Origin of the sequence: Pseudomonas sp. PS01298 (genome assembly GCF_029959745.1) — a bacterium.
Classification (GTDB): Bacteria; Pseudomonadota; Gammaproteobacteria; order Pseudomonadales; family Pseudomonadaceae; genus Aquipseudomonas; species Aquipseudomonas aylmerensis.
Genome location: NZ_JASCPP010000009.1, coordinates 1 through 17,577 on the forward strand (window position 1 = coordinate 1; position 17,577 = coordinate 17,577).

17 protein-coding genes are annotated in these 17,577 nt (G+C 59.6%); 5 read left to right on the forward strand and 12 right to left on the reverse strand.

The window, feature by feature from the left end; all coding sequences use genetic code 11:
• Nucleotides 1-465: 465 nt before the first annotated feature.
• Nucleotides 466-1,137 (reverse strand): ribonuclease T, encoded by a 672-nt coding sequence (gene rnt / locus QMX97_RS05960; RefSeq protein ID WP_010564138.1) that lies wholly within the window; start codon nucleotides 1,135-1,137, stop codon nucleotides 466-468.
• A complete protein-coding gene (gene pyrC / locus QMX97_RS05965) occupies nucleotides 1,134-2,180 on the reverse strand; it encodes a dihydroorotase (protein ID WP_282396428.1) in 1,047 nt (348 codons plus the stop codon). The genes rnt and pyrC overlap by 4 nt, the downstream gene beginning before the upstream one ends.
• Before the next feature lie 156 nt (nucleotides 2,181-2,336).
• Here pyrC and QMX97_RS05970 point away from each other — a divergent pair, with 156 nt between their 5' ends.
• The 3 genes from QMX97_RS05970 to QMX97_RS05980 all read left to right on the forward strand — a co-directional run bounded on the left by QMX97_RS05970 (nucleotide 2,337) and on the right by QMX97_RS05980 (nucleotide 5,852).
• On the forward strand, nucleotides 2,337-3,245 hold the full coding sequence (locus QMX97_RS05970) for an OmpA family protein (RefSeq protein ID WP_065906763.1): 909 nt from the start codon (nucleotides 2,337-2,339) through the stop codon (nucleotides 3,243-3,245).
• 141 nt (nucleotides 3,246-3,386) lie between these two features.
• Nucleotides 3,387-4,604 carry an argininosuccinate synthase gene (locus QMX97_RS05975; protein ID WP_007938916.1) on the forward strand — a complete coding sequence of 406 codons (1,218 nt, stop codon included), beginning with the start codon at nucleotides 3,387-3,389 and terminating at the stop codon, nucleotides 4,602-4,604.
• 615 nt (nucleotides 4,605-5,219) lie between these two features.
• Complete coding sequence (locus QMX97_RS05980; RefSeq protein ID WP_017844627.1) at nucleotides 5,220-5,852, forward strand: response regulator transcription factor; 633 nt, start codon at nucleotides 5,220-5,222, stop codon at nucleotides 5,850-5,852.
• 73 nt (nucleotides 5,853-5,925) lie between these two features.
• On the opposite strand, the gene QMX97_RS05985 is transcribed toward QMX97_RS05980, so the two are convergent.
• The 4 genes from QMX97_RS05985 to metG form a co-directional block, all read right to left on the reverse strand.
• Complete coding sequence (locus QMX97_RS05985) at nucleotides 5,926-6,108, reverse strand: hypothetical protein (RefSeq protein WP_028619066.1); 183 nt, start codon at nucleotides 6,106-6,108, stop codon at nucleotides 5,926-5,928.
• Between the two features lie 107 nt (nucleotides 6,109-6,215).
• Nucleotides 6,216-6,854 (reverse strand): endonuclease III, encoded by a 639-nt coding sequence (nth, locus tag QMX97_RS05990; RefSeq protein ID WP_065906761.1) that lies wholly within the window; start codon nucleotides 6,852-6,854, stop codon nucleotides 6,216-6,218.
• 128 nt (nucleotides 6,855-6,982) lie between these two features.
• Nucleotides 6,983-8,146, reverse strand: coding sequence for an electron transport complex subunit RsxB (rsxB, locus tag QMX97_RS05995; RefSeq protein ID WP_282396432.1), 1,164 nt, complete (start codon nucleotides 8,144-8,146; stop codon nucleotides 6,983-6,985).
• Between the two features lie 381 nt (nucleotides 8,147-8,527).
• Complete coding sequence (gene metG / locus QMX97_RS06000; RefSeq protein ID WP_282396433.1) at nucleotides 8,528-10,579, reverse strand: methionine--tRNA ligase; 2,052 nt, start codon at nucleotides 10,577-10,579, stop codon at nucleotides 8,528-8,530.
• A 172-nt stretch (nucleotides 10,580-10,751) separates the two neighbouring features.
• Here metG and apbC point away from each other — a divergent pair, with 172 nt between their 5' ends.
• Entirely contained in the window at nucleotides 10,752-11,846 is a 1,095-nt protein-coding gene (gene apbC / locus QMX97_RS06005) for an iron-sulfur cluster carrier protein ApbC (RefSeq protein WP_065906755.1), read from the forward strand.
• Between the two features lie 498 nt (nucleotides 11,847-12,344).
• Here the strand turns inward: apbC and fdxA are convergent, their stop codons facing one another.
• The 4 genes from fdxA to QMX97_RS06025 form a co-directional block, all read right to left on the reverse strand.
• On the reverse strand, nucleotides 12,345-12,668 hold the full coding sequence (gene fdxA / locus QMX97_RS06010; RefSeq protein WP_003208688.1) for a ferredoxin FdxA: 324 nt from the start codon (nucleotides 12,666-12,668) through the stop codon (nucleotides 12,345-12,347).
• Nucleotides 12,669-12,810: 142 nt separating this feature from the next.
• Entirely contained in the window at nucleotides 12,811-15,390 is a 2,580-nt protein-coding gene (mutS, locus tag QMX97_RS06015) for a DNA mismatch repair protein MutS (RefSeq protein ID WP_282396434.1), read from the reverse strand.
• A gap of 51 nt (nucleotides 15,391-15,441) precedes the next feature.
• The gene (locus QMX97_RS06020) at nucleotides 15,442-16,431 is read right to left on the reverse strand and encodes a tyrosine-type recombinase/integrase (RefSeq protein ID WP_282396435.1); all 990 of its coding nucleotides are present in this window, start codon (nucleotides 16,429-16,431) and stop codon (nucleotides 15,442-15,444) included.
• A 10-nt stretch (nucleotides 16,432-16,441) separates the two neighbouring features.
• Nucleotides 16,442-16,636 carry a DUF4224 domain-containing protein gene (locus QMX97_RS06025; protein WP_005785292.1) on the reverse strand — a complete coding sequence of 65 codons (195 nt, stop codon included), beginning with the start codon at nucleotides 16,634-16,636 and terminating at the stop codon, nucleotides 16,442-16,444.
• Between the two features lie 341 nt (nucleotides 16,637-16,977).
• Between QMX97_RS06025 and QMX97_RS06030 the strand changes: the two genes are divergently transcribed.
• The gene (locus QMX97_RS06030) at nucleotides 16,978-17,169 is read left to right on the forward strand and encodes a hypothetical protein (protein WP_282396436.1); all 192 of its coding nucleotides are present in this window, start codon (nucleotides 16,978-16,980) and stop codon (nucleotides 17,167-17,169) included.
• A 34-nt stretch (nucleotides 17,170-17,203) separates the two neighbouring features.
• Here the strand turns inward: QMX97_RS06030 and QMX97_RS06035 are convergent, their stop codons facing one another.
• Nucleotides 17,204-17,383 carry a hypothetical protein gene (locus tag QMX97_RS06035; protein ID WP_282396437.1) on the reverse strand — a complete coding sequence of 60 codons (180 nt, stop codon included), beginning with the start codon at nucleotides 17,381-17,383 and terminating at the stop codon, nucleotides 17,204-17,206.
• Nucleotides 17,380-17,574 carry a hypothetical protein gene (locus QMX97_RS06040; RefSeq protein WP_282396438.1) on the reverse strand — a complete coding sequence of 65 codons (195 nt, stop codon included), beginning with the start codon at nucleotides 17,572-17,574 and terminating at the stop codon, nucleotides 17,380-17,382. The genes QMX97_RS06035 and QMX97_RS06040 overlap by 4 nt, the downstream gene beginning before the upstream one ends.
• Nucleotides 17,575-17,577: the final 3 nt, after the last annotated feature.

Below are 17,577 nucleotides of genomic sequence, written 5' to 3' on the forward strand. Positions count from 1 at the left end.
GAGCAGGCTTGTCCTGCGTTGGGCTGCGCAGGGGCCCCAAAACCAGACACTGCGGTTTACCTGACAAGCTCTGTGGGTGCCAATGGGGCTGCTGCGCAGCCCAACGCAGGGCAAGCCTGCTCACCACAACACAGCAGCCACATTGCCGCATCAAGGCAAGCAGGCTGTGGTGAGTAGGCTCCCCGTGGGGAACAAGCTTCTTCTAGTGAATAGGCTTCGTGTGGGGAACAAGCCTCTCGTGGTGAGCAGGCCTCTTGTGGCGAGCAGGCTTGCCCTGAGTTGGGCCGCGCAGCGGCCCCAAAACCAGACCCTGCGGTTTACCTGATAAACCCTGTGGGTGCCAATGGGGCTGCTGCCCAGCCCAACGCAGGGCAAGCCTGCTCACCACAACAGCGCAGCCACATTGCTACATCAGGGCAAACCGGCTTGCCACATCAGGGCAAGCAGGGCGCCACAACCGCGCCGTCAGTCGTTGAAGTCTTCCCAACCGCCCATCTGCTTCCAGCGGTTGACGATGCCGCAGAACAGCTCGGCCGTCTTCTCGGTGTCGTAGCGCGCCGAGTGGGCTTCGCGTCCGTCAAAGTCGATACCGGCTGCCTGGCAGGCTTTCGCCAGTACGGTCTGGCCATACGCCAGGCCTGCGAGGGTGGCGGTGTCGAAGCTGGAGAAGGGGTGGAACGGGTTGCGCTTCATGTCCAGGCGCGCCACGGCAGCATTCAGGAAACCCAGGTCGAAGCTGCTGTTGTGGCCTACCAGGATTGCGCGTTTGCAGCCATTAGCCTTCAACGCCTTGCGCACGCCACGGAAAATGTCGGTCAGCGCCGCTTCTTCACTCACCGCCATGCGCAGTGGGTGATCTAGCTTGATCCCGGTGAATTCCAGGGCTGCTGCTTCGATATTGGCGCCTTCGAACGGCTCGACGCGAAAGAAGTGGGTGTGCTCCGGGAACACAAAACCCTGTTCATCCATGCCGATGGTGGTGGCGGCGATTTCCAGCAAGGCGTCGGTGGCGCAATTGAAACCACCGGTCTCTACGTCGATGACAACCGGCAGATAACCGCGAAACCGCTCGGCCATCGGGTGACGGGAACCGCCACCACTGTGCTCGTGTTCGTCATCGTAATGGTCTTCACTCACTTGCTTTCCTCCAGCAGGCGCCAGCGCAGTGTTTCACCGGCGCGCAGCGGGATAACAGTCAGCTCGCCAAACGGCAGGCTGGCAGGGGCGGTCCAGTCTTCACGGACCAGGGTAATGCGGTCGGTGTTCGCCGGCAGGCCGTAGAAACGCGGGCCGTTGAGGCTGGCGAAACCTTCGAGCTTGTCCAGGGCGTTGCGTTGTTCAAACGCTTCGGCATACAACTCGATGGCGGCATACGCGGTGTAGCAGCCGGCACAGCCACACGCGGCTTCCTTGGCGTGTTGGGCATGGGGCGCGGAGTCGGTGCCGAGGAAGAACTTCCGATTACCGCTGGTCGCGGCATCCAGCAGGGCGACCTGATGGGTGTTGCGCTTGAGAATCGGCAGGCAATAGAAATGCGGTCGAATCCCGCCCACCAGCATGTGGTTGCGGTTGTAGAGCAGGTGATGCGCAGTGATGGTCGCGCCCACGTTGGCCGAAGCCTCGGTGACGAACTGCACCGCATCGGCCGTGGTGATGTGCTCGAACACCACCTTCAGGGTCGGGAACAGCTCGACCACGCGGCGCATGTGCTCGTCGATGAAGATCTTCTCGCGATCGAACACGTCGACATCACCACGGGTCACTTCGCCGTGGATCAGCAGCGGCATGCCGACATCCGCCATGGCTTCGATGGCCGGCAGGATCTTGTCGATACTGGTCACGCCGGAATCGGAGTTGGTGGTCGCGCCCGCCGGATACAGCTTGGCGGCGTGCACGAAACCGCTGGCCTTGGCCTGGCGAATCTCTTCAGGCTGGGTGCGGTCGGTGAGGTAGAGCACCATCAACGGTTCAAAGCGGCTGCCGGCCGGCCGCGCAGCGAGAATACGCTGGCGATAGGCGTCGGCTTCAGCGGCGTTGCGCACCGGAGGTACCAGGTTGGGCATGATGATGGCGCGGCCAAACGTGCGCGCTACATCGGCCACGGTTTGAGGCAACGCAGCACCATCGCGAAGATGAATATGCCAGTCGTCGGGACGCAGCAGGGTCAGGCGGTCGGACATTGGGGATTCCAGGCGGGTCAATCTGGTGGGAATGCTACCGGAAAAGACTCTTGCAGGCACTCGCTATCAAGTTTTGCCGGATGCAACCGATAGCCCTAGGTATGCCTTAACGATGTATGACGCTTTGAAGTGTTGTAGAAACCAGTGGAGCCTCCCGTGCGCCAGCATTATCTAGCCCTGCTCAGTGTGTTCGCCAGCCTGCCTGCGATGGCCCTCACGTTCCAGACACGTCTGGAGAATATTGAGTGGAAGGTGGAAGGCGATCAGTTCGAGTGCCGTCTGACCCAGCCAATCACTGATTTCGGCTCGGGTGAGTTCGTGCGCCGGGCCGGCGAGCAGGCAACATTTCGTCTGAAAGCCTACAGCGGCGCGCTGGGCGCGGGCTCGGCTACGTTGTTGGCGGCGGCTGCCCCTTGGCAACCGGGCCGGGGCGATATCAACCTCGGCGCGGTGCGGGCAGGCAGTGGCGATGTACTGTTCAACAGCTCTCAGGCCCAGGCCGGGCGCTTGTTCACCGGTTTGCTGGAAGGACGCAGCCCGACCGTGCGGCATTACGGGCGCGAAGGCGGCTATTCGGAAATTCGCCTGTTGCCGGTGAAATTCAACAAGGCCTACAACGACTATCAGTTGTGTACCACCAAGTTGCTGCCGATGAATTACGATCAGGTCAAGCAGACCGAGGTCGGTTTCCCCGGTGGCGGCATCGAACTGGATGCGGCCGCGAAGAAAAAACTGTCGGTGATTCTTGCGTTCATGAAGGCCGACCCCACCGTCAACCATATCGAGTTGAACGGGCATTCGGACAACAGTGGCAATCGCCTCACCAACCGCGATGTCTCGCGCCGCCGCGCGTTGGCGGTGATGGATTACTTCAAGGCCAATGGTATCCAGGAGTCGCAGATCACCATGCGTTTCCACGGCGAAAGCTATCCCTTGGCACCCAACACCAATGCGGCCAACCGGGCGCGCAACCGCCGCGTGAATATTCAGCTGGAGCGCGTGGCCGCTCCCGAGAAACCGGCGCCCCAGGCTACTGCGCCGAGCAACCCGGCACACACGTCATAAGCCCGTCCCTGTGATGCGACCATCGGTCGCTCACTCGACATAATCTGTCGCTTTATCTTCATTTGCTGTCGCGCCTCTGTAAATTCACGGTTTTGGTCGGTAGAATCGACGGCTTTCCGTACAACCCCGTGGAGTGATGGCATGGCCGACGTAAACAAGGTCGTTCTCGCGTATTCCGGCGGCCTGGACACTTCGGTGATCCTCAAGTGGCTGCAGGATACTTATAACTGTGAAGTGGTGACCTTCACCGCTGACCTGGGTCAGGGCGAAGAGGTCGAACCTGCACGTGCCAAGGCGCAAGCCATGGGCGTGAAAGAGATCTACATTGACGACCTGCGCGAAGAATTCGTCCGCGATTTCGTCTTCCCGATGTTTCGCGCCAACACCGTCTACGAAGGCGAGTACCTGCTGGGTACTTCCATCGCACGTCCGCTGATCGCCAAGCGCCTGATTGAAATCGCCAACGAAACCGGCGCCGACGCCATTTCCCATGGCGCTACCGGCAAGGGCAACGACCAGGTGCGCTTCGAATTGGGCGCCTACGCCCTCAAGCCAGGCGTCAAAGTGATTGCCCCTTGGCGTGAGTGGGACCTGCTGTCGCGTGAAAAGCTGATGGATTACGCTGAAAAGCATGCGATCCCGATCGAGCGTCACGGCAAGAAGAAGTCCCCGTACTCGATGGATGCCAACCTGCTGCACATCTCCTATGAAGGCGGCGTGCTGGAAGACACCTGGACCGAGCACGAAGAAGACATGTGGCGTTGGACCGTCTCCCCGGAGAACGCACCTGACAAGCCGCAATACCTGGAACTGACCTACCGCAACGGCGACATCGTCGCACTGGACGGCGTCGAAATGACCCCGGCCACCGTGCTGGCGACCTTGAACCGTATCGGTGGTGAACACGGTATAGGCCGTCTCGACATCGTCGAGAACCGCTACGTGGGCATGAAGTCCCGTGGCTGCTACGAAACCCCAGGCGGCACCATCATGCTGCGCGCCCACCGCGCCATTGAGTCGATCACCCTGGACCGCGAAGTGGCTCACCTCAAAGACGAGCTGATGCCCAAGTACGCCAGCCTGATCTACACCGGCTACTGGTGGAGCCCAGAGCGTCTGATGCTGCAGCAGATGATCGACGCTTCCCAGGCCCATGTGAATGGTGTGGTGCGCCTGAAGCTGTACAAGGGCAACGTGATCGTCACCGGGCGCAAGTCCGATGAGTCGCTGTTCGATGCCAATATCGCCACCTTCGAAGAAGATGGCGGCGCCTACAACCAGGCGGACGCTGCGGGCTTCATCAAGTTGAACGCACTGCGCATGCGCATTGCGGCCAATAAGGGTCGCAAGTTGTTCTGAGTGTCAGACGCGTTGTGAGAATGGCCCCTTTATCAAGGGGCCATTTTTTTTGCCTGTCGATTAAGCAACACAGTCTCATGTTTATAAATGTTTAAAGTTGCCGAGCTGTTAAGGGTTAAAAGTTTCAATCCTGAACATTTATTGTCGATTCTTGGAGGGGGGCGAATTATTTACATCTGACTAGGAACTATGTCTTACAGAAAATTCACACATGTAAGTGTGTTTTGACTAAGCGTTTATGAAAGTTCTGTAGGAGATTTTGAGTGTAAATGGATATGTCAAATGGAACTGAGGGCGTCGGCCGCTTTTCGCCGGCCCGCGTATGCCTACGCCCCAAGCAAGGGATATTTCCTGAAGGTTGCGTGCGCCGCGTTTACCCCAACCCCCTAATTGGTTGGATATTTCATTCAAAATATGTGCGACCCAGGAAAGGTCTGAAAGGCCACATAAATCTCGACACATCCGAGTTGGCGTTTTTTTGTAGGTTAATTCCGAAGTGGTTGTGGGTTGGGTCTCTGGTTGCTCTAACTTGGGGGTGAATGCTATGCCAACTAGGAAACGACTAGGCTATTGTGTTTGCTCTGAATAATTCGAACAGCGAAATTGGACTTTCTCATGAATAAAGTGCTGATCGTGGATGATCATCCCGTCATTCGTCTTGCTGTGCGTATGCTAATGGAGCGTCATGGTTATGAGGTCGTTGCCGAGACCGATAACGGTGTCGATGCGTTGCAACTTGCGCGCGAGCATATGCCGGACATTGTCATACTGGATATTGGAATTCCCAAGCTCGACGGCCTGGAAGTCATTTGCCGACTGTCGTCCACCAAGCAAGCCACACCGTTCAAGGTGCTGGTGCTGACGTCGCAGGCACCCGGCCATTTCTCGATGCGCTGCATGCAGGCGGGGGCTGCCGGCTATGTGTGCAAGCAGCAGGATCTGACCGAGTTGCTGAGTGCCATAAAAGCGGTGCTCTCGGGCTACAGCTATTTCCCCAACCAGGCGCTGAACTCGGTGCGCTCCACCATGGGCAACGCCAGCGAGGCTGACATGGTCGAGCGCCTTTCCGGTCGCGAGATGATGGTGTTGCAACAGTTGGCCCGAGGCAAAACCAACAAGGAGATCGCTGACGGCATGTTCCTCAGCAACAAGACCGTCAGCACCTACAAGACACGCTTGCTGCTCAAACTCAATGCACGGTCGCTGGTAGACCTGATCGAGTTGGCCCAACGCAACGGTCTGGTATAGGGCCGCTGTCAATCCAGGTGTGCCGGCACAAAAAAGCCTCCGTAAAGGAGGCTTCCGGCCGTTACAGGCTCTATCAGAGGTCGAAGTCGTAGTCGGCCAACTGTTTTTGCAAGCGTCGCTCTTCCAGAAGATTGTCGATGGTGCGGCGTTTGCTCAGATTGGTCTTGGCCACCTCTGCCACAGGTGCTTCTGCCCCATCGTCATCCGACTCAACGAGGTCGTCTTCCACTTCCAGTTGTTCTTTGCCAGTGCTCATAAGGTTAACTCCGGGCTAAGACTGCCGTTGGCGCTCCTTATAACGATATTCCATGAGCGGGTAAAAAAGATTTTTTCAATCGACTGATCGAGAAAATCAATGATTGCTCAATCGTCGGAGGTTTTTTCCTTGTATTCGCACAGGTCTTCGATCCGACAGCTGCCGCAGCGAGGCTTGCGCGCCTGGCAAACGTAGCGCCCATGCAGGATCAGCCAGTGATGGGAGTCGAGCAGATAGGGCTTGGGAACAAATTTCATCAACTGCTTTTCGACTTCCACCACATTCTTGCCACGGGCAATTCCGGTGCGATTGCTGACCCGAAATATATGCGTGTCCACGGCCATGGTCAGTTGTCGGAACGCGGTGTTGAGCACCACGTTGGCGGTCTTACGGCCCACTCCCGGCAGCGCTTCAAGGGCTTCGCGGGTTTGCGGCACTTCGCTGCCGTGCAGTTCGACTAGCAGGCGGCAGGTTTCGATCACGTTCTTGGCCTTGCTGTTGTACAGGCCAATCGTCTTGATGTATTCCGATAACCCTTCCACTCCCAGGGCGTAGATCGCCTCGGGTGTATTCGCCACCGGATACAGCTTCGCCGTTGCCTTGTTGACGCCAACGTCCGTGGATTGGGCCGAGAGGATCACCGCAATCAGCAACTCGAACGGCGTGGTGTAGGCCAGCTCGGTCTTGGGTTCCGGATTGTCTTCGTGAAGCCTGCGGAAAATTTCCAGGCGTTTTGCGGCGTTCATGGGGCGGTGGGTTCCTTGCAAACGGTCGACATCAGTATGAAAAGTGGATCCAGGCTTCGGGCCCGCGGGCGATGACCCGAGCAGGATAAACCATCGCCACGGTGCACGGCAGCGTCGCCTGCAGTGGGTCAAGCGCCGACGTGAGTGTCCACGCGGTGCCGCGCTTGCTCCAGCGCGTGTTGTGCGGCTTTGAGTTGATCGGCACTGACGCCTGGTTGGCGTTGTAACTTGGCGACATCGGCTCGAGCATAGGCCAACGCCGTTTTCAGCTGCCGCAGTTGGGCGTCGATCGGACGTTTTTCCACGCGCTGTAAATCGGGCCGGGGCTGCTCACTGTCAATCTCGGCGTCATGCAAAGCTTGCTCGGCGCTGGACAGCGCAGCGCTCAAGGTCGCCAGTTGCTGCTCGTCGGCGTTCAGGTCCTGAGCTTTTTTCAATTCGGCGCGGCGCATCGCCAATTGGATTTTTGCGCGTTTGAGCGCAGGGTCTTTTTGCGCTGGCGGCGCCGCTCGCTCGGTGACCTCCAGGGCCGCCAGCGCCTGCTCCGCCGCTTCGAACTGCTGCTGCAGGACGATCAATTGCGACTGCTGCTCAAAGGTCGGCGGATGGCCGAATGCCTTCAAGGATTTATGCAGTTGCGCGCGGCTCATGGCGAGCGTGATCTTGGCCTTCTTGATCGCGGCGTCTTGTGCCGCCTGAGCGGCATCGGGTGGCGTGGGGACCTCTGGTGCGGCGCGCTTGGCCCGTGCCAGGCGTTCAGCGAGCTTGAAGGCTTCTTCCCGTTGCAGGCGTGCGTTGCGCTGTTCAAAGCGCCGCCGCGCGCGATCGCGTTTCAGGCCGCGTGCATGACGCTGGGACTCATTGGTCGCCAAGCCGCCCACAATCGGCAACACGCTGGCCGTTGGGCGCATCTCAATGCAATCGACAGGGCAGGGCGCGACACACAAGTCGCAACCGGTGCACTCATCGACGATAACGGTGTGCATCAACTTGGCGGCGCCGACAATCGCGTCCACCGGGCAGGCCTGGATGCATTTGGTGCAGCCGATGCATTCGGCCTCGCGGATGTAGGCAACCTGGGCCGGGGCTTCGCCACGGCTGGTGTCCAGCTCCAGCGCTGGCACACGCAGCAAGAGCGCCAGGCCGACGATGGTTTCCTGCCCACCGGGCGGACATTTGTTGATCGCCTCACCACGCGCGATGCCCTCGGCGTAAGGCTTGCAACCCGGGTGCCCGCACTTGCCGCATTGGGTCTGCGGCAGCAGCGCGTCGATACGTTGAATCAGATTCATGGAGTAATCATTGGCATGCCGGTTGGACAAACAGAGCGTTTAGATACAAGCCACAAGCCACAAGCCACAAGCCACAAGCCTCAAGCTACAAGCTACAAGCTATAAGCTGGCTCTTAGCTCTTAGCTCTTAGCTTGAAGCTTGCAGCTTGTGGCTTGTGGCTTAAAGCTTATGGAGGGCTGTTGTGGTGAGCGGGCTTGCCCCGCGTTGGGCTGCGAAGCAGCCCCATCAGGGCCGCCGCATTCCTACAGACAGAATTGGGTGCCTGGTTCAGGGCCGCTACGCGCCCCAACGCGGGGCAAGCCCGCTCACCACAACAAGCCCGGCTAATCACAACAAGCCCGGCCAACCACACCAGGCCCGCTCACTGAAGGCCTAGACGCTTACTTGATACGCTGGCCTGGCTTGGCGCCGCTGTCAGGGCTCAGCAGGTAGATCTCTTCGCCGCCAGGGCCGGCTGCCATCACCATGCCTTCAGAGATGCCGAACTTCATTTTCCGTGGCTTGAGGTTGGCGATCATCATGGTCAGGCGACCATCGAGCTTCGACGGGTCTGGATAAGCGCTCTTGATCCCGGAGAACACGTTGCGTCGCTCGTCACCGATATCCAGGGTCAGGCGCAGCAGCTTGTCGGCTCCTTCCACGGCTTCGGCCTTGACGATCAGGGCAACACGCAGGTCAACAGCGGCAAACGCGTCGAAATCGATCTCCGGGGAGAGCGGGTCCTTGGCCAGTTCGCCGTTGCCGGCCGGAGCCGATTCGCCGGTGTCGGTCTGGCTGGCGACCAGGTCTTCCTTGGACGCGTCGGTCATGGCCTGCACCTTGACCGGGTCGATACGGGTCATCAGCGGCTTGAACTCGTTCAACTGATGGTTGCTGAGCAAGGTGGCGTGGTCGTTCCAGGTCAGTGGTGCGACATTGAGGAACGCCTCGGCGTCGGCGGCCAGCAATGGCAGGACCGGCTTGAGGAAGATCACCAACTGGCGGAACAGGTTGACGCCTGTGGCGCAGATCGCCTGGACTTCAGCCTGCTTGCCTTCCTGCTTGTTCAGCGACCACGGCGCCTTGTCGGCAATCCAGGCGTTGGCGCGGTCGGCCAGGCCCATGATTTCGCGCATGGCGCGGGCAAAGTCGCGCGCCTCGTAGGCGTCGGCGATGCTGGGCGCAGCCGCCAGGAACGCTTCGGTCAGTTCCGGCGCGGCGTTCTCGGCGACCAGCAGACCGGCGTTGCCCTTGTGGATAAAACCGGCGCAACGGCTGGCGATGTTGACGACTTTGCCCACGAGGTCCGAGTTGACCTTCTGTACGAAGTCTTCCAGGTTCAGGTCCAGGTCGTCGACGCCACGGCCCAGCTTGGAGGCGTAGTAGTAACGCAGGTATTCCGGCGACAGGTGGTCCAGGTAGGTGCGCGCCTTGATAAAGGTGCCACGGGACTTGGACATCTTCTGGCCGTTGACGGTCAGGTAGCCGTGCACGGCGATGCCGGTTGGCTTGCGGTAGCCCGAACCTTCGAGCATGGCTGGCCAGAACAGCGCGTGGAAATTGACGATGTCCTTGCCGATGAAGTGGTACAGCTCGGCCGTGGAATCCTTGTTCCAGAACGCATCGAAGTCCAGCTCCGGTGTACGGTCGCAGAGGTTCTTGAAGCTGGCCATGTAGCCGATCGGCGCGTCCAGCCACACGTAGAAATACTTGCCCGGCTCACCGGGGATCTCGAAGCCGAAGTACGGCGCATCGCGGGAGATGTCCCACTGTTGCAGGCCGGCATCCAGCCATTCGGCGATCTTGTTCGCCACGGCATCCTGCAGGGTGCCGCTACGGGTCCAGGTTTGCAGCATCTGCTGGAAATCCGGGAGCTTGAAGAAGAAGTGCTGGGAGTCCTTGAGTACCGGGGTGGCGCCGGAGATGGCCGACTTCGGATCCTTCAAATCGGTCGGTGCGTAGGTGGCACCACATTTCTCGCAGTTGTCGCCGTACTGGTCTTCAGTGCCGCATTTCGGGCAGGTGCCCTTGATGAAGCGGTCGGCCAGGAACATTTTCTTTTCCGGGTCGAAATACTGCGTGATCGAGCGCGTGGCAATATGCCCGGCATCTTTCAAGCGCAGGTAGATCTGGCTCGACAGCTCGCGGTTTTCTTCGGCGTGGGTCGAGTGAAAGTTGTCGAAACCAACCAGGAACTCGGCAAAGTCGGCGCTGTGTTCAGCCTGCACATTGGCGATCAGTTGTTCCGGGGTGATCCCTTCCTTTTCGGCGCGCAGCATGATGGCCGAACCGTGGGCGTCGTCCGCGCAGACATAAATGCATTGATTGCCGCGATGCTTCTGGAAGCGCACCCACATATCGGTCTGGATGTACTCAAGCATATGGCCAAGATGGATGGAACCATTGGCATAGGGCAGGGCGCTGGTGACGAGGATCTTGCGTGGCTCGGACATGGGGCTCGGCTACTTGATGAAACGGAGGTCGGCCACTATAAAGCGCCGGGAAATTTATTTCACCCCGTGCTGCTGTTTCAGAATCTTCCTTGCCGGCGAAAGCATGCCGCAACGACGCTGGAACGGTTAGGATAGCCGCCTGTTTCAGTCAGTCTTTTTTCGGGAGTTGCCCATGAGCGCCGTCAATCGCGCAGCGGTGGAAGCCGTTCTTCGCCAGTACACCGACCCCTATTTGAACCAGGACCCGGTCAGTGCCGGCTGTGTACGCGCCATCGAGGTCCAGGGGGGCCAGGTGTCCGTCCAGATGGAGCTGGGCTATGCCGCCGGGCTGTTCAAGAGCGGCTGGGCGCAGATGCTGCAAATGGCCATTGAAGGCCTCGACGGCGTGAGTTCGGCCAAGGTCGACATCCAATGCGTGATCGCCCCGCACAAGGCCCAGGCACAGATCCCGGGCCTGGCCAACGTCAAGAACGTGGTGGCGGTGGCATCCGGCAAGGGCGGCGTGGGCAAATCCACCACCGCCGCCAACCTGGCCCTGGCGCTGGCCCGCGAAGGCGCGCGCGTGGGCATCCTCGACGCGGATATCTACGGCCCCAGCCAGGGCGTGATGTTCGGCATTGCCGAAGGCACGCGGCCCAAGGTCAAGGATCAGAAGTGGTTTGTGCCGATCGAGTCGCTGGGCGTCGAAGTGATGTCCATGGCCTTCCTTACCGATGACAACACGCCGATGGTCTGGCGTGGGCCGATGGTCTCCGGCGCGCTGCTGCAGTTGGTCACGCAGACCGCCTGGGGCGACCTGGATTACCTGGTGATCGATATGCCACCAGGCACCGGTGATATCCAGCTGACCCTGGCGCAGAAAGTCCCGGTGGCCGGCTCGGTGATCGTCACCACGCCTCAGGACCTGGCGTTGCTCGACGCGAAAAAAGGCGTGGAGATGTTCCGCAAGGTCAACATCCCGGTGCTGGGCGTCGTGGAAAACATGGCGGTACATATCTGTTCCAACTGCGGGCACGCCGAGCATTTGTTCGGCGAGGGCGGTGGCGAGAAACTGGCCACCCAGTACGGCGTCGAGTTGCTGGCCTCGTTGCCGCTGTCGATGGTGATTCGTGAGCAGGCCGACGGCGGCAAACCGACCGTGGCCGCCGAGCCGGACGGCCAAATCGCCATGATCTATCAGGAACTGGCCCGCCATGTAGGCGCGCGGATCGTCCTTCAGGAAGCGGCGGCGCCGGCAATGCCGACGATAACGGTCAGCGACGACTGAGCGGATTGAAAGGAAAAAGCCTCGACGGTGTCGGGGCTTTTTCTTGCCTGCAAATCACCCCAAGGTCTCCAATGACACTTTTTCGCAATTGCGCTTGTAAGCATTCACTTACTTTTTCGTAAGTGTTTGGGTTTTTTCCTGGGGGGTAGAGGTCTCGAGTGCTCGAAAGACTTTTCTATCTTGTTGAAATATAACAACTATTTATGTGGGCGTTAGCGTTGGCATCTGTCAGTCGGCTCGTTGCATCCCGTTGAACTTCCCAGGGAACTCTCTAACATCAGCCCTGTGTCCACGGATTGACACAGCCATCAAGGAACGATGGTTTGAGGGAACGTCGCAGGATGCGATTCATCAGGACGATGAAAAGGAATACAGGGACTAGGGAAAAAATGTGGGCGGGTCATACCGCCCCTTTTTTTTGCCTGCAGGAAAGTGAATCCCGTCATCCAGAAACGCAAAAAGGCCCGCAAGGGGCCTTTTTAGAGGGCGGCGACGCTATCAGCGTTCGAGGTCTGCAATCTTACCTTTCTTGCCATCCCACTCTGCCGCATCCGGCATCGGGTCTTTACGTTCGGTGATGTTCGGCCAGATTTCCGCCAGCTCGACGTTCAACTGAATAAATTCCTGCATCTCTGCCGGGACTTCGTCCTCGGAGAAAATGGCGACGGCCGGGCATTCAGGTTCACACAGGGCGCAGTCAATGCACTCGTCCGGGTGGATGACCAGGAAGTTCGGGCCTTCGTAGAAGCAGTCCACCGGACACACTTCTACGCAGTCGGTGTACTTGCACTTGATGCAGTTGTCGGTGACGACGAAGGTCATTTCTAATTTTCTCCTCAGGCGGCGGCAGCGAAACCCTTTGTGGCAGGGCTCGCGAGGTTCGGGAGCGATAGTCTGCGGACCAGGCTAAAAGCCCGCAGCATCCCAAACCGCGCGAGAGTCTACCAGCTTGCAAGCGTCTGCGTTATATCCGAGTCTTAAGTGCATATAACATTTCGAGCGCTTTTCGCGGCGTCAAGTCATCCAGGTCAAGTTTAGCCAACTCGTCCAGCACTGGGTGGGGCAGGCTGGCAAACAGATCGCTCTGGTGGGGCGCGCTGGCTTTTTTGCTGGCTTTGGCCGGGCTTGCCACCGGAAGCTCGTGGGGCAGTGCGGTTTCTTCCAGGCGGCTCAGGTGCTCGCGGGCACGGGTGATCACCTCCGTGGGGACACCGGCCAGTTGCGCCACGGCCAGGCCGTAACTCTGGCTCGCCGGCCCAGGCAGCACGTGGTGCAGGAACACGATGCGCTCGTTGTGCTCGGTGGCATTGAGGTGCACGTTGGCCACCAGCGGCTCGTTTTCCGGCAGCACGGTCAGCTCGAAATAGTGCGTGGCAAACAGCGTATAGGCGCGCAGATGCGCCAAACGCTCGGCCGCAGCCCAGGCCAGGGACAGGCCGTCGAAGGTGCTCGTGCCGCGACCCACTTCGTCCATCAGCACCAGGCTGCGTTCGGTGGCGTTGTGCAGGATGTTGGCGGTCTCGCTCATTTCCACCATAAAGGTCGAACGGCCACCGGCCAGGTCATCGCTGGAGCCAATCCGCGTGAAGATGCGGTCCACCAGCGACAATTCGCAACTGGCCGCCGGCACAAAGCTGCCGATGTGTGCGAGCAGCACGATCAAAGCGGTCTGACGCATGTAGGTGGATTTACCGCCCATGTTCGGCCCTGTGATCACCAGCATGCGGGTATCGTCATCCAGCGACAGGTCGTTGGCGACGAATGGCGTGGTCAATACCTGCTCTACAACCGGGTGGCGACCTTGCACGATGCGCATGCAGGGCTCGCTGACAAAACGCGGGCAGTTCAGGTCGAGGTTCAGCGCGCGTTCGGCGAGGTTGCTCAGTACGTCCAGTTCCGCCAGGGCGGCTGCCGTGTCCTGCAGCGGCGCCAGTTCGCTGATCAGGTCTTCAAGCAGGTTTTCATAGAGCATCTTTTCCCGAGCCAGGGCGCGGCTCTTGGCCGAAAGTGCCTTGTCTTCGAATTCTTTCAGCTCAGGGGTGATAAAGCGCTCGGCACCTTTGAGGGTCTGGCGGCGCTGGTAGTCGATCGGCGCCGACTCGGCCTGCTTGCTTGGCAACTCGATAAAGTAGCCATGCACGCGGTTGTAGCCGACTTTAAGGTTGGCCAGGCCAGTGCGAGCCTTTTCGCGGGCTTCCAGGTCGATCAGGAATTGGCCGGCGTTTTCGCTCAGGGCCTGGAGTTCGTCCAGCTCGCTGTCGTAACCGGTCTTCAATACGCCGCCGTCACGGATGACTGCCGGCGGGTTGTCGATGATCGCCTTTTCCAGCAACGCCGCCAGTTCCGGGTAGGTGCCGGCGGTGACGGCCAGTTGCTGCAGGTGCGGCGTGTCCAATTCGGTCATCGCGGCTTGCAACTGCGGCAGGGCGCCGAGTGCATCGCGCAGGCGCGCCAGGTCACGCGGCCGCGCGTTGCGCAGGCCGATCCGTGCCAGGATGCGTTCGATATCGCCAATTTCCTTCAGCTGTGGCTGCAGTTTTTCAAAGCGATAGCGGTCGAGCAGGCAGGTAATAGAGGTCTGGCGCGCTTGCAGCACGCTCAAATCGCGCAGCGGACGGTTCAGCCAACGGGTCAGCAAGCGGCTGCCCATGGCGGTCTGGCAACGGTCGACCACCGACTGCAGGGTGTTATCACGCCCGCCTGACAGGTTGGTGTCCAGTTCCAGGTTGCGACGGCTCGCGCCATCGAGCACCACGGTGTCGTCCAGACGCTCATGACGCAGGCTGCGCAAGTGCGGCAGGGCGGTGCGCTGGGTTTCCTTGGCATAACTGAGCAGGCAACCGGCAGCGCCGATGGCCAGGGTCAGGGTTTCGCAACCGAAGCCCTTGAGGTCCTGCACCGAGAACTGCTGGCACAGACTTTTCAGCGCCGAATCCCGCTCGAAATCCCACGGCGCACGGCGTTTTGTCCCACGGCGTTTTTCCGCGGGCAGATCCTTCGGCCAATCATCCGGGATCAACAGCTCCACCGGGTTGATACGCTCCAACTCCGCCAGCAGGTTCTCCCAACCCTTGATCTCCAGCACGCTGAAGTTGCCGCTGGTGATGTCCAGTACCGACAGGCCGAACAGACGCTCGTCGCCCAATACCGCCGCGATCAGGTTGTCGCGACGCTCATCCAGCAGCGCCTCATCACTCACCGTCCCCGGCGTGATAATACGCACCACCTGGCGTTCGACCGGGCCTTTACTCGTCGCGGGATCGCCGATCTGCTCACAGATCACCACCGACTCGCCCAGCTTCACCAGCTTGACCAGGTAGCCTTCCAATGAGTGGTAAGGAATCCCGCACATCGGAATCGACTGCCCCGCCGACTGCCCGCGCGCGGTCAGGGTGATATCCAGCAGCTTGGCCGCCTTCTTCGCGTCTTCGTAGAAGATCTCGTAGAAGTCGCCCATGCGATAGAACATCAACTGATCAGGGTGCTGGTTTTTCAGGCGCCAGTACTGCTGCATCATTGGAGTGTGACTTGAAAGGTCTGTCATACGGGGCTTTCGGCTCTACCTGTCTATTTGACAATTCACATCTGTCTAATACTACAGGGATTTTTTAGGCATTGTCGGCGGCAGGCCTACGTTGATTTTGCGCAGGCGCAGATAACGTTGCGTCATCTTGGCGTCGGTGTGGCCACCGAGCTTCTGTGCGTCGTTGCCCTGGTCATCGGTGTCGGAAAGCGACTTCGCGCGCAGGTCGTGGAGACTGGCATCTTCGACGCCAGCCTTCTTGCAGCTGATCGCAAACGCATCTTTAACCGAACTGTAGTGCACCGGTTTTCCGCCGCGCGGCGAGCAGAACAAAGTGAGCCCGCGGATCTTCCGTGGGAGCGCCTTTGCCCGGGCCACCAGGTCCTCCAGGTCCGGCGTCATTTGCACCAGCAGCCTCGCGTTTGTCTTCTCCTGTTTGAAGGCGATGCCCTCGGGGCTGATGTCGGCCAAGCGGATGGCCAGCACGTCCCCAATGCGCTGGCCGGTCAGGTAGCACATCTCGTAGATGACGCGCATGTTGTCGCTTGAGTTGGCGCAGATCGCCTGGAACTCGCCGTGGGTGATGTACCTGTCGCGCTTGTGCTCAAGGTGTCGCCGCACGCCGATGCACGGATTCGAATCGACAATTTGCTGCTCCAGGGCGTAGGTGAACACCGCCCGCAGTACCGAGATCACCCGGTTCGACATGTTCGGCGTGTCCGCCATGTGCAGCTTGAGCGCGACGACGTGCCGCTGAAGCACCTCGCGCGGCTCGAAGTCGGCGAAGTTTTCCTTCAGTCGCTCGGCCGCCGCCTCGTATTGCTTGAGCGTGTTCGGCTTCAGCGCCGGCTTCGTCCTGGTGCGCATGTTCTCGAGCGCGTCGTCGATCAGCTTGGGCATCCCGCCCAGGCTGCGCTTGTCCAGCAGCATGGCGTACTCAGCGAGGGACGCCTGAAAATCTGTGCCGAGGCGCAACCACTTGCCCTTGCGGACCAAGTAATAGGCGCCGTGCTTCTGGTACATGCACGCCGGCAGGTGCCGGTCCTTCTTGCGCGGTCGCATCTATCTCACCTCAGCACAGCCGCAACTCCGGCCCCTTCCTTGATTGAATACCACCCAGCCGCCCAATGACAACTTGGCGCAGCACCTTTGGGTGTCCATCACCACCTACCGCGAACCCGTATCGTTCGGCGGTCAGCCACTTTATCTGTGCCCCTGGCTTTTTGTATCCGGTCAGGTCGGCAACTTCCTCTGCTGTCAAAAACATACCTACCTCCCGCAGTCCCTTCTGGGCCGCGCTTTCTTGATCATTTAATTTGGTGTCCTTGCCGCGCTGGGCGGCAGAAGATGGGTCAGGGGTTGGCGATCTTGGTCCAGCCGCCCTTGCGAAGCGGTTCAGTGATGAGTTTTCCGATTTGTTTGAGCACAGGAATACCTCGCCCGCCGATCACCGGCAGGCATGTAGGGGAGTGGAGTGATGGCGTTATGCCTAGATATCTGTGTTGTTGGGATGGGTGTAAAACGGGTACTCATTCCACCCAATTGCCAGGAGGGCGCGTGCCACACCACCTAGATCTTCCGATTGCTCACGCGTATAGGGGTCGCACGATGATTCTCAAGTTCGATTGGCGACGCCCAAACGACGATGCGCCGGTCGCGGCCAAGATCATCGAGCCCGCTCCAATCGACGGCATGGGCGAAGTTGCCGCTGAACTGGAAGGGCCATGGCCTGATTATCCAGCGGCACTGGACGAAGCTATGGCCGCTGCTGAGCGATGGATCGACAGCCAACTGCCTTAAGCCGCTCACCGGCAGGCATGTAGGGGGATTGGGGTTAGGGGTAGTTCTTGCTGATGCGCTGGGCGATGGCTTCGAGCTTTTCGGCCATGCTCCACATATCGTTGTTGTCGCGACGGGATACCACTGCTGCGCGCTGGACGTTGCGATCGATCAGGATCTTGGCTGCCAGCCGGATCAGCCAGGCTTCGACTTTGCGCCGGAAGAACTGCTTCACGACTTCACCGCTGCGTGCCACTTCGCTTTGTACTCAGCGATGAAGTCCGCCGGGAATTGCGATACCCAGTTGCAGTAGGGGCACTTGAACTGTTCGCCCGTCCAATTGGTGCGCGGCATGCTGCAATGACCGTTGCCGCAGTACGGGGTGTAGCCGGGACGAGTCATCAAGTTTTCGCGAACTATGTTCATGGC